At 37.5% G+C, this 13009-nt stretch carries 8 protein-coding genes and 1 pseudogene; 1 reads left to right on the top strand and 8 read right to left on the bottom strand.

Translation table 11 applies throughout. From position 1 onward, the window contains the following. Positions 1–5: 5 nt before the first annotated feature. The 4 genes and pseudogenes from HT669_RS09175 to gyrA all read right to left on the bottom strand — a co-directional run bounded on the left by HT669_RS09175 (position 6) and on the right by gyrA (position 5034). Positions 6–1280: a DUF2130 domain-containing protein gene (locus HT669_RS09175; protein ID WP_050207941.1), complete on the bottom strand. Its 1275-nt coding sequence runs from the start codon at positions 1278–1280 to the stop codon at positions 6–8. Positions 1281–1375: 95 nt separating this feature from the next. Beyond that, positions 1376–1657, bottom strand: a pseudogene (locus HT669_RS09170) (PLP-dependent transferase); the annotation flags it as partial. A 159-nt stretch (positions 1658–1816) separates the two neighbouring features. Next, positions 1817–2560 (bottom strand): sortase SrtA, encoded by a 744-nt coding sequence (srtA, locus tag HT669_RS09165; RefSeq protein WP_023936196.1) that lies wholly within the window; start codon positions 2558–2560, stop codon positions 1817–1819. Further along, positions 2560–5034 carry a DNA gyrase subunit A gene (gyrA, locus tag HT669_RS09160; RefSeq protein ID WP_172922726.1) on the bottom strand — a complete coding sequence of 825 codons (2475 nt, stop codon included), beginning with the start codon at positions 5032–5034 and terminating at the stop codon, positions 2560–2562. Before gyrA ends, srtA begins: the two co-directional genes overlap by 1 nt. A gap of 193 nt (positions 5035–5227) precedes the next feature. Between gyrA and HT669_RS09155 the strand changes: the two genes are divergently transcribed. Then, entirely contained in the window at positions 5228–6196 is a 969-nt protein-coding gene (locus HT669_RS09155) for an L-lactate dehydrogenase (protein ID WP_172922721.1), read from the top strand. A 259-nt stretch (positions 6197–6455) separates the two neighbouring features. On the opposite strand, the gene HT669_RS09150 is transcribed toward HT669_RS09155, so the two are convergent. From HT669_RS09150 to HT669_RS09135, 4 genes are all read right to left on the bottom strand, one after another. Continuing rightward, complete coding sequence (locus HT669_RS09150) at positions 6456–9713, bottom strand: DEAD/DEAH box helicase family protein (protein WP_172922722.1); 3258 nt, start codon at positions 9711–9713, stop codon at positions 6456–6458. Between the two features lie 22 nt (positions 9714–9735). After that, on the bottom strand, positions 9736–10686 hold the full coding sequence (locus tag HT669_RS09145; protein WP_172922723.1) for an Abi family protein: 951 nt from the start codon (positions 10684–10686) through the stop codon (positions 9736–9738). A gap of 109 nt (positions 10687–10795) precedes the next feature. After that, positions 10796–12679 carry an Eco57I restriction-modification methylase domain-containing protein gene (locus tag HT669_RS09140; protein WP_172922724.1) on the bottom strand — a complete coding sequence of 628 codons (1884 nt, stop codon included), beginning with the start codon at positions 12677–12679 and terminating at the stop codon, positions 10796–10798. 75 nt (positions 12680–12754) lie between these two features. Then, entirely contained in the window at positions 12755–13009 is a 255-nt protein-coding gene (locus HT669_RS09135) for a type II toxin-antitoxin system RelE/ParE family toxin (RefSeq protein WP_014017264.1), read from the bottom strand.

The following is a 13009-nucleotide window of genomic DNA, read 5'->3' as shown; positions in this document are numbered from 1 at the left end:
GCTTTCTACTCCCCCTTCAATGCTTCAAATTTCGCTTTCATGGTTGGATTTTTCCGGGTCAATTTTTTAACAGAGACATCTTCCAATTTGTTGTTAGCTAAACGGAGTTGGTTTTCAGATGTGGTCAGGAATTTCTTAACCTCTTCCATGCGTTTGATGGCCTTGTCGATTTCATCAATAGCTTTTCCAAAGTTTGTCGAAGCTGAATTATAGTTCTTAGCAAAAGCTAGTTTAAAAGCATCCAAGTCTTCCTCAAAATGTGTAATGTCGATATTTTGCTCGCGAACAAGCGCTAACTCCTGCTTGTATTTTAAAGAATTAAGAGCCGCATTACGTAAGAGCCCAATCAACTGAATAAAGAATTGAGGACGAACCACATACATCTTTTCATACTCGTGACTGACGTCAACAATCCCTGTGTTAAAGTAGTCATTATCAGCCTCAAGCATGGTCACCAAAACGGCATACTCACAGTTCTTCTCCCGACGGTCCTTGTCCAATTCCTTGTAAAAATCTGCATTCTTGTGCTTCTTCTCCGTTCCGTCAGCTTCATTCTTCATCTCAAACATGATGGAGATAATCTCTACCCCATTTTCATCACACTCACGGAAGATGAAGTCTCCCTTAGACCCACGCGCAGAGACCTTGTTATCCTTCTCAAAGTAGGCATTTGGAAAGGCGAAACTACGGACCTTGTTAAACTCACTCTCTGCATACTGTTCCAGACTTTCCCCGATCGCTTTTGTAGATTGCTGGGCTTTGAAATTCTTATAGAACTCGACTTGTTCACTAGCTGCTTTAAGCTGGGCTTCATAGTTTTGCTTAACAGAAGCCAAAGACAACTCATTTTCCTTTTCTTGCAATAGTAACTGATTTTTAACCTGATCACGTTCTTTTTCTAGGTCAGAAAGGGTCTTTTGCAGTTGATTTTCATGCTCTAAACGCAAAGTGGCCAATTGGTTCTCCAAAGCCTGTACTTCCTTGTCCTTAGCCAAGAGGGCCTGATGGCTTGTCTCTTCAACTTCTTTCTTGGCCAATTCTTTTTCTGTATCAAAGTTTTGGATCTGACTCTGTAATTGCGCAATTTCTTGATCCTTCTGAGCCAGTTTAGTCTGTTGCTCATTCATAGCCTTTTGCTCAGCCAAGGCCAGTTCTTGCCTCATCCTATCGTGTAGTTCCTTATCAAACTCTGCCGTTCTCACTTGGGACAAAAGTTCAGCATACTGGCTTTCATTTACTGTAAAGACTTCCCCACAGTTGGGACATTTGATTTCGTTCATATCGTTCCTCTTTCTAGACTTCTTTATCCATTATATCATGCCTGAAGGAAAATCAAAAACAGCGAGTCGAAACCCACTGTTTATCTTCTTTTACTTTAAATTTTCTCCAAGGCCAAGCGCAAGTCTTCAATCAAATCATCTACATTTTCAAGTCCGATTGACAAACGAATTTGGTTTGGTGTGACACCTGCCGCTTCTAGGTCTTTTTCTGACAATTGACCGTGAGTGGTTGTTGCTGGATGGACAACAAGCGATTTAGCATCTGCCACATTTGCAAGATCAGAGAAGATTTCTAAATGATCAATGACCTTGCGTGCTTCTGCCTCCCCACCTTTGACATGGAAGGTAAAGATGGAGCCGACACCTTTTGGCAAGTATAGTAGATTGAAACTAGAATAGTACACATATACTTCTAAAACATTGTTAGAAATCGATTTGACTGTCCTGATCGATTCGTCCTATTCTTATTTCATTTTACTATATTTTTATGAAAATCTTAAAAAAATCAGTGAAATTCTGGATTTCACTGATTTGTATTAATAAAATTGTTTATATGGTTGATTGAAAGCTGTTAGGATTTCATCAGATGTTTGTGAATAATCTTTTGTTTCTTTCAAATCACCTTTGACAATAATACGTTCTGTAGCAGCAAGGTCTTCACAGGTTACTAATGTGATTTCATTGACCCCTTCTCTATCATCAACTTCATCAACACGATCCGGTGTCACACGTTTGACTTCACGTATTTCATAAGTATAAACTTTATTTTTATCGGTTAGATAAATCTTCATGCCATTTTTAGCATTATCTAAAGGAGAAAATAACATTTTATTAGCATTATCAACACCAAAGATATGGTGACTAGCTAGACTATAATTTCCTTCCCCCATTACTTGCTCGCGTTTCATTGTACCAGCTCCGTAGAAGAGATTAACATTATCAAGTCCTTTAAAAATCGGCAAATTCATTTCCAATTCAGGAATTGCAATTCCCCCAATAACTGGTAATTTTTGAGCATCCCATTGAGAAGTTAGAACAGCTTCCGAAGAGATAGCTTTGACAGAATCAAAGTCAAAATTGCCTTCTGTATCCTGATTTTCTTCTAATTTTTCTTTTGATACCTGGCTAACTTGATACTTATTGGTATTCCAGACTATGAAAATATTTCGAATTTGCGCATTAAAAATCAAAGCTAGTGATAGTACTATCAGAAATCCTGCTAGGATATTTGTCAGCAAATTTTTTCGCTTGTTTTTCTTTTTATTATTTTTTTGAGACATTATGCTTCACCTTCTGTTTCTGTTTCGTTTTCTGTCCCAACTTCTTCTTTTTCTGCCACCGCAACCGTTGTGAAAGTCACTATCTGAGCATCTTGATCCAGGCGCATTACTTTAACTCCCATAGTTGCACGTCCTGTTTGTGAAATATTGGCAAGATTGGTTCGAATCATGACACCTGTATCAGTGATAATCATCAAATCCTCATCCCCTTGAACAGTCATAAGACCGGCCAGCAAGCCATTTTTTTCGGTAATTTTAGCTGTCTGCATTCCCTTACCACCACGACCTTTTGTTGGGTATTCAGTAGCGACTGTACGCTTACCATATCCTTTTTCTGTGATAATAAGAACCTCATCTTGATCAGTAATCAAGCTGGCACCAACAACTGTGTCTCCTTCACGAAGGTTAACACCTTTCACACCAGTGGCGATACGACTCATACCACGAACGGCTGATTGATTAAAGCGAACTGCATAACCAAACTTGGTACCAATGATAATATCCATATCTCCTTCCGCCAACAAGACATTGATTAACTCATCTTCATCCTTTAAATTCAGCGCTTTGAGACCATTTTGACGAATATTGGCAAATTCCTTAACACTGGTTCTCTTCACAATACCGTGACAGGTTGTAAAGAAGAGATAAGCATCATCACTGCGATCAGACTCAACATTGATAACCGTCTGAATATTTTCGTCTTCATCCAATTTCAAGAGATTGACTACTGGTAGCCCTTTGGCAGTCCGACCATACTCAGGAATTTCATAACCTTTCAAACGATAAACTCGTCCTTTATTTGTGAAGAAGAGCAGATGATCATGGGTGCTAGTTGACACTAACTCACGAACAAAGTCATCATCTTTCACTCCTGTTCCTTGGACACCACGACCTCCACGTTTTTGAGCAGTAAATTCAGCTTGGTCCAGACGTTTAATGTATCCTTTGTTAGAAAGGGTAATCAAGACATCCGATTCTTCAATCAAATCTTCATCTTCAAGACTCAAGACTTCACCAACCATCAACTCTGTACGGCGTTTATCGGAAAATTTACGTTTAACTTCATCTAATTCGTCTTTGATAATTTGAGAAACACGTTCTGGCTTAGCAAGAATATCCGCTAAATCCGCAATCAGAGCCAAGAGGTCATCATACTCAGACTGAATCTTATCTCGTTCCAAACCTGTCAAACGACGAAGACGCATATCAAGGATAGCTTGACTTTGACGTTCAGAAAGCTTAAACTTACTCATCAACTCAGCTTGTGCTTCCGCATCCGTTTCACTAGCACGAATGATACGAATCACTTCGTCGATATGGTCTAGCGCAATCAAGAGACCTTCTAAGATATGAGCGCGCGCTTCCGCTTTTTCCTTATCAAAACGTGTACGACGAACAACCACTTCTTTTTGGTGCTCGATATAAGCATCCAAAATCTGACGAAGAGATAAAATCTTCGGTACACCATTTTGAATCGCTAACATATTGAAACCAAAGTTGGTTTGCATCTGGGTCATCTTGAAGAGATTATTAAGGATAACATTGGCTGAGGCATCACGCTTGACTTCAATAACAAATCGAACCCCTTCACGGTTTGACTCATCACGTACTGCTGTAATCCCCTCAATACGTTTTTCCTGAACCAAACGAACAATATGCTCATGTACCTTGGTTTTATTAACCATGTAAGGAAATTCTGTTACAACGATTCGTTCACGACCAGTCTTAGTTTCTTCGATTTCAGTACGAGAACGTAGGACAATCGAACCTTTACCTGTTTCATAAGCCTTGTGGATACCTGATTTCCCCATGACAAGAGCACCAGTTGGAAAATCTGGTCCAGGCAAGACTTCCATCAATTCCTTGGTAGTCACTTCAGGATTATCCATGACCAACTTCACTGCATCAATGGTTTCACCTAGATTATGAGGTGGAATATTGGTTGCCATCCCAACAGCAATACCAGTTGCTCCATTAACCAAAAGGTTTGGAAAACGCGCTGGCAAGACCAAGGGTTCCCGTTCGTTGGCATCATAGTTATCAACGAAATCAACTGTATTTTTGTTGATATCACGAAGCATTTCCAGAGCAATCTTGCTCATACGTGCCTCGGTATAACGTTGAGCGGCAGCACTATCTCCATCCATGGAACCAAAATTCCCATGACCATCTACAAGCATGTAACGGTAGCTCCACCATTGAGCCATACGGACCATGGCTTCATAGATAGAGGAATCCCCGTGTGGGTGGTATTTACCCATGACATCCCCTGTAATACGAGCAGATTTTTTATGGGGTTTGTCTGGAGTAACACCCAATTCATTCATTCCGTAGAGAATGCGACGGTGAACAGGTTTTAAGCCATCTCGAACATCAGGAAGAGCTCGCGCTACGATAACACTCATGGCGTAGTCGATAAAGCTAGCCTTCATCTCCTTTGTCAGATTGACATTCACTAAATTTTTATCCTGCATTAATAAATGCCTCATTTCACAATTAGTAAGTAACAACATTATACCATAAATTTCCATCTATTTCAGCCTCTAAACCACTAAAACGTTTACATAGAGAACTATACGGCATATTCGTGACAAAGTTTTTTAAAAGTGATAGAATGAAGTTGTCTAGGGAAAATCCCCTAATAAAATTAAGGAGATGTTTAGAACAATGACTTCAACTAAACAACACAAAAAAGTTATCCTTGTCGGTGATGGTGCTGTAGGTTCATCTTACGCTTTTGCACTTGTTAACCAAGGAATTGCACAAGAGCTTGGAATTATCGAAATTCCACAATTGCATGAAAAAGCTGTTGGTGATGCGCTTGACCTTAGTCACGCCCTTGCCTTCACTTCACCTAAAAAAATCTATGCAGCTCAATACTCTGACTGTGCAGACGCTGACCTTGTTGTGATCACTGCAGGTGCACCTCAAAAACCAGGTGAAACTCGTCTTGACCTTGTAGGTAAAAACCTTGCTATCAACAAATCAATCGTAACTCAAGTTGTTGAATCAGGTTTCAAAGGTATCTTCCTTGTTGCTGCTAACCCAGTTGACGTTTTGACTTACTCAACTTGGAAATTCTCTGGTTTCCCTAAAGAACGCGTTATCGGTTCAGGTACTTCACTTGACTCAGCTCGTTTCCGTCAAGCCCTTGCTGAAAAAATCGGTGTTGACGCTCGTTCAGTTCACGCCTATATCATGGGTGAACACGGTGACTCTGAGTTTGCCGTTTGGTCACATGCTAACGTTGCCGGTGTAAAATTGGAACAATGGTTGCAAGCTAACCGTGACTTGAATGAAGCTGACCTTGTAGAACTCTTCATTTCTGTTCGCGACGCTGCATACTCAATCATTAACAAGAAAGGTGCTACATACTACGGTATCGCTGTAGCCCTCGCTCGTATCACTAAAGCAATCCTTGACGATGAAAACGCAGTACTTCCACTTTCCGTATTCCAAGAAGGTCAATACGGAATTGAGAACGTCTTTATCGGTCAACCAGCTATCGTTGGAGCACACGGTATCGTTCGTCCAGTAAACATTCCATTGAACGATGCAGAAACTCAAAAAATGCAAGCATCTGCTAAAGAATTGCAAGCTATTATTGACGAAGCATGGAAAAATCCAGAACTCTAAGAAGCTTCTAAAAATTAATTTAACTATAGACAACTCCTTGAATCATCAGGGAGTTGTTTTTTTCCTGTATCATATGAAATAGTACCCCGTTACTCTAAAACGTTGTTATAAAATGCTTTAAATTCCTAATCGATTTGTTCATATCTTATTTCAATCCATTATACATCTTCCCACAATAAAACGCATAATACCAAGGATTGTCAATACCTTATCTTATGCGTTTTTTCTGATTTCAAAGAATTTTGACTCAGCCTTCTTTTTAATTATTTTCAAAATAGGAATCAACCAACTCCTGAATTCTTCCTTCTTTAGCTGCTGGAATAGTATCTTCTAAAACAAAATTCTTCCTACTGATATCTTTAGAAAGATTTCCAAAGATAAAATTAGTGGAAATGTTATAGATAATTTCTGAAGGGGCAAATCCATAAACTTGATTTTCTAGGATATGTTTTAATCGCTCTTCAGGATTTTGAAAGGCTTCTTGCATACCTACGCTATTATATAGTCGCTTAACCAATTCTGCAATATAGAGGCCTGACTTCATGTACAAATCAATAAAAGTCTTAGATGGATCATCAAAAATCCCTGGATTTTCCTTTTCCAAATCATCCACCATCCTTTTCACCACTCGTTTAGGAGTGAAAATTTGGTTGGTCTTCTGCGGTGGAATATAGTCAAAAATGTCTTCTTTTTGATCTTTAAAATAATCCGCCAACTCCTCTTTCTTACGAAGAAATTCTTGGATAGCTTCGTCAAATGTTGCTCGATCAAAGAGATGTCCTGCAAAATCTTGTCCACCATCTCTCAAATAACGAAATTGGTCAATCGTAATAGCAGTCACTTCAAAGAAAACATGCTCAGGAACAAAGGTATCAAAATTATCAAGTGTTAGAGATTGATTGCCATAGGCCATGATGAAACTTGGAATTGTTCGTGCAAATCCTCGAAGATGGTCACGAATCTCATCTTGAGCTGATTGTTTTAACTGTTCAACACGTTTTATCTCAACCTGTTCGATAAACTTCTCAGGCATTTTTTCCACTTCTTTTTTGAGTGTTTGCTCTAGTTTTTCTTTGTGAATGAGATTATTTTCTTCTAAACGTTTATCAAAATCTTCTTGAATCTTATCCTTTTGCTCCTTATCAACCGCTTCCTTGATTTGTTGCTGCAATTCTTGCTTGATACGAGCTTCAGAAATTTTTCTTTCAATGTCATTTTTTCGAATTTCATTCTCAAATATTGCTGTAATTTGTTTCTTGATGTGATCTGCTTCTCGAGTTTTAAGGTCTTCATATCCAACTTTCAATTCCTCTACAATCACTGAAGAAACTGTCTTGCTCAAGTCATTGACTAGTTGCTTTTGAGTTTTATCTTCGTCCTTAGTGATCAGTTCAACAACAGACTGACCGAGTCCATAGACTTTTTCTCCAAAAAGTCGCATTTGCTGATTCACTACGATTTCATGGTCTACTACTGCATTCCCCTCATCATCTACTGTAACATCTGAAAAGTCTAATAGTTCAGATGATGTTTGTAACTTCCCTTCCTTTTCAACTGGGAGTTCATTTAAAATGTCTAGAACTGTTTGACTAGCTTGGAAAATACCGCTGATATTATCAAATAAGAGATTGGACATAAAGCCACGTTTAAGAACTTCTCTAGCTTTTATCTGGCGAGGAATGGTTAGAACCGCCTTAGCATCAATTTCAACCATCTTACCAGCACTATCTTCAGCTATGACAGGGAAGAAATTTAGTAATTCTCTGATATTTTCTTCACGAGTTGTCGAAGTCCCGCCGCCTCCTGCAGTTGCAAGCGATAAGTTGTTGGCAAACTCATCAAAGAGAATCAAGGTTCTTTCCGGCGCAAAGTCAAATACATAGGCTCTTTCTTTGCGAAAGTGATTTCCTTTGTTATCGGTCCATGAGTAAGGATTTTGAGCACGGAAGGCGGCCTGCATATAAAGTGCAGGTGATTTCAAATTTGATAACATCAATACGCCCGTCCATTCAGGGATAGTGACACCTGTCGTCAATTGACCGACGGATAGGGTGATGGTTTTGTCATTCTCTGCTATCGCTTTTCTAACCAAATCTAAGGATTTGAGTTTGACTTTATCGTCATCCTCAGACATACGCCCGTCGCCAGCAGCTAACACAATCTCATAATTTTCATAGATGGGATGTTCTTCTAGTAGAGCTTTTAAAGCTTTAGCTGAGGCTACACGTTCTAACAGCCAAAAAGTATGCTTGAGTTCATTTCGAAGTTCTTTAGTTGAAAATGGATATTTTTCATTGCTCGATAGAGTATCTAACCAATTTCTGACATCTTGCTCATGGATAAATTTCCCTTTATCATCTGTGGCGAAAAATTCACTCAAGTCAAAAGCATAGTCGATATTTTCGCCATCCAGTTGAACACCTTTTTCTAACTCCTCACCAATCATCTGAGACATTTGATAGGTAAAGAGATTTAACTGAGGTAAGGTTTCATATGGATTTTCCTCTTCTTGCTCAGAAGACCAAGTCGATTTAGCAGACTGTTCATCCGCATAAGACCAGTTGTAGATTTGATCCTCTGTAAAATCTCCTTTGGCCAATGCTTTAAATGGTGTACCTGACAAATGCAGAGTAAAATTCCGTCGAATCTTATTAAAGGCTTGATCAGTCTTGAAGGTATCAACTCCTTCATGAGCCTCGTCAATAACCAACAAATCCCAATGCAGATCAGTCACCCATTTGAGTTTATCGTGCTCGCCACCTAAATAAACAGAACCTTTCAAGTCTTGAAGACTGATAAAAGCAAGTTGTCTTACATCGTCATCTAAAATACCAACAAATTCTTTACGTGATAAGGTTGGACGACTCTTAAGGCTATCTGATTCAGAAACAAACTTATAAGTTGTTTGACCTGCTATGAATGTTTCAAAATCATCATACCATGAATTAGCAATGGCAGGCCTGTTGGTTACAATTAGGACATTAACAGCTTCCATTCGACGAGCTAGGTCATAGGTAGACAAGGTTTTACCAAATCGTGGCTTGGCATTCCAGAGAAATTTGCCTCCAGCATGTTCTTGGAAATAAGCTAATGTATTAGCAACTGCTTCTTCCTGCTCTTGTCGCAAGGTATAGTCCTGTCCTTGTCCAGGCTGATAACCTGATAAATCATGCTTAACAAACTTATCGAAGAGATTTTTTGATTTTTCAGGAGTTCCATTAAAATAGAACCATTCCGTCTTAGGACGACGCTCCACATCATGAAAAGAAAGGAAATGGTGGAAATCATGATCCTTAAAGGTCTTTCCTTTATCAGGTTCTTCCGTATAAGTCGCATCTCCAGTCCATAAGACATCTGTATCAATATGAGCTGTATGCGTTTGTTCTTTAATCCGTTGTCTGACATCACGCTCCGTATAACCAATCTTAATCCAGCCCTCATTGCTGGTTACCGTCGGTGTAGTGTAGGCATAGATTTTAGGATGAATTTCTTTAGTTGTTTTAATTTCTACTGGCATAAGTATTCCTTTTTTTAAAAAACTAAGATAATTTTTCTAACTCTGTTAAATTGATTCCCATCGTGTTTAAAATGTCATCAAACACTACAGTTTTAAATTCATCAGCATACTGATTGAATAGATTCATTAAAGCTTTATATAATCTTTGAAAATCTTTCTTATCAAGTACAATTTTTAAAAATAGAATAACCACTATAAAACGTTTATTATCATATCTCCTTATCCCAAAATGATTTGCTATTTGAGATATTCTGACATTTCTTAAATTAACATTATACAGTCGTTCATCATGTGCACAGATATTTCTAACTAGATTAGCCACTTTCAAACATGCACTTAAATCTGCACTAGATAGTCTAAATGTATTGTCTTTATTTTGTGTTCTATATTTATCTGTATAAAATTTTGCAATGATATTCTTTGTACTATCCGTTAAAATATTGTAAAAATTAGCAATGTTTCCCATTGTAAGAAAATTAACTAAAACCCAAAGTGGTACTTCCCCATGTTCCTCAATGTAATGTTTAATAGCGCCAGTTCTATCTACCTTATCATGAATCGTCTTGGTTAAGATAGAGATTTGTTGAAGAACTTTTTTAGGATCATTGTCTACAAAATTTGCAATATCTAAATAAGCATTCTTACGAGGGTGTTTTTTAGAGAATTCATATGCAACTGTGGTCTTTATTGAATTTTCGAATATCAATAAATATTTCAATAATAATATCCTTAGTTCTCTATCAAATAAAAACAAGGCCTTTAGTTCGTTAAAGTGAGTTCCTTTTTGATAAATTTCAGGTTCAACAGGTCGATTATTACTGTCCTTTACTAAAAATAAATCTTTATAACCGTTTATAACATTGTAATAGTTTTCTTGTTCTAAAAATCTCTTTGGCTTCCCATTCGTTGGTACTACAACACCCCTATTTCTTAAGATTGTTAACTGTTGATTAAATGTTTTATGTTCCTTCAAACTTATCTCCTATAAAATAAAAAGGGTCAGGGCATCGTATGCTTCCTGACCTAATCCTATGTATCTATTATAGATCACTGAGCGCTATTTGTCAAATAAAAATACTTCTCTAATCCATCTCCCTTACATGTGTCTCAATAAAGGCAATTTCCTCTGGAGAAAGGTCATATTTTTGATAGATCTGACGGTCAATATCAGCCACTGATTGTGTCCAATCAATGTCTGAATTGACCGTAAAGTCTTGGAGAGGGACTTTGGCCCAAGTTGCTGGAGGATTATCTTGCGTTAATTTCAAAATACCTAACATAACTCTAGCAAATTTAGTTTTAATATACTTAAAACAAGCCTCTGCTTCTATTTTTGTGTCAAATTTTCCAATAGATATAAACGTCTGAGAATACCCGATTAGGGGTTCCCCGATTAGGGGTGTTGAAAGCACTTCACCTAAAGCACCACTTCCGTTAGCTTTAGGTAAAATAATTTTCCAAAAGAGCAAGTTAGGATGCTCTCGTAAGTATTCTTTTTTTAGATATTTTACAGAGCGCCCGTTTTTCTCTCGTCCAATTATTTGAACGTATTCTGTATTTGAATCTACTTTATCTTTAAATACCTCAGGGTATCGTTCAAAAATATTTGTAGAAACAGCTTTTCTGTGACTTGAATCAGTTCTAGAGATTAGTTCCGGAAAATCTTCAAACATAATGTCTGTCAACTTGTGACTATCTGAGCCAAACATAATTTCTGATAGTGATGGTTCTTGCAACTTTTTAACTTTTCTATAGATACTATCAAGTAAAGGCTCAGAGATAAATGTCTCTATTGGTTCAAAATCTTTATTTTTATCATGATAAGTGATGACAACACCGCCTTTAATATCAGTCCCAGGAAAAACTTTATTACTCTTTAATTCATAAAATTTAACTTTTAAATGTCTACTATTTAACATTTTATGATTCCATTTTTTGGGAGTTCCTCCTGTATTCGCAAGAAATCTAGCTGGGGTCACTAGCACAGTTTTATCTGAAATTTTATAAGATTCCTCCATAAAGAAATGATAAATAGGCCTTGTCTGAGTATTCTCCCCTTCAATTTCCTCCTGATAAGGCGGATTTCCTATCACGACATCAAATTTCATTTCACTTTCCTCACTTGATAGGCGCTCAAAACCTATCATTTTATTCTTTTTCCAGTCTTTGATTTGGGTTTTAGATTCTTCTACTTCTTGAATTTCTAGCTCATCTGTAAACAAGCTTAGTTGTTGAGATTGTCCTTGGCTAGCTGAATAAGGACTATTTTTTTCCAATCCATCCATCTGAAAGACATTGTAGGATATAATAGTCGCAATTTCTTTCTTTTGCTCTAAGGTTGGTTGATTTCCAATCTTTGCAAGATAGTAGTCCTCAAATGTTGCTAAAAGATTTTCACGCGCCAAAAGGAGAGAATCTCCTTGATACTCATAACCATAAGAAGCTCGATAAGCTTTTTTTACAAGTTCATAGAAGGTAGCTTCGTCCGAAACCTCACGACTAATGCGCTGCAATTTTCTATCTACAAACCCAACACGCTCAGATAATGGAATTTCCTCACCAGTTACCGTATCATATCGCGTTACCATATAGGGTGCTTCACCACAGGTAATTTCTAGCCAAAGCACTTGGATATAATCTTCAAGATTCAGAGTTTCAAGTTTAGCTTCCACGTAACCATTTTGCTTTTCAACTAACCAAGTTGGTGTAAACACTTCTGCCCTTATTTTTGTACGATCTTTTTGCTCATACTTGGATTTTTCAGATCTGGGCTGAATCAAGTTAGCATAGTTTCCAGTAACCTTACTTGGACTAATACTATCACTAGGACTAAAGCCTTTTCCTAACAAGCTATAAGAATGCGTCGCCCAAACTATATTTTTCTTTGTTGTTCTATCTTTTAAAAGTATTTTTAATAAATCAGCAGACTCCTTAGCCAACTGCTCTTCACTAATATCTATTGCCATAAAGCAACCTCTCTTGTATTGTAAGCCCTATTATATCATATTTAAAAGAATGAAAATTTACTTGAAAAAAGTAATTCAATAAATATCTCTCCTATGACCAACTTCTAGAGTAGCAATGACTAATTCATCATCTACAATTTGTACGATAACTCGATAATTACCAATTCTATAGCACCATTGACCAACGCGATTACCAACCAAAGCCTTTCCGTGTCGTCTTGGGTCTTCCAAAACATTGGATTGTAAATAGTTTGTAATTAGCTTCTGCGTATAACGGTCCAATTTTTTCAATTGCTTGATGAATCGTCTTGTCGGAACTAATTTATACAA

It is taken from the genome of Streptococcus sp. 2100, assembly GCF_013276335.1.
Lineage (GTDB): Bacteria > Bacillota > Bacilli > Lactobacillales > Streptococcaceae > Streptococcus > Streptococcus pseudopneumoniae.
Note: the sequence above shows the minus strand (reverse complement) of the source record. Positions and strands in the feature narration are given on the sequence as shown.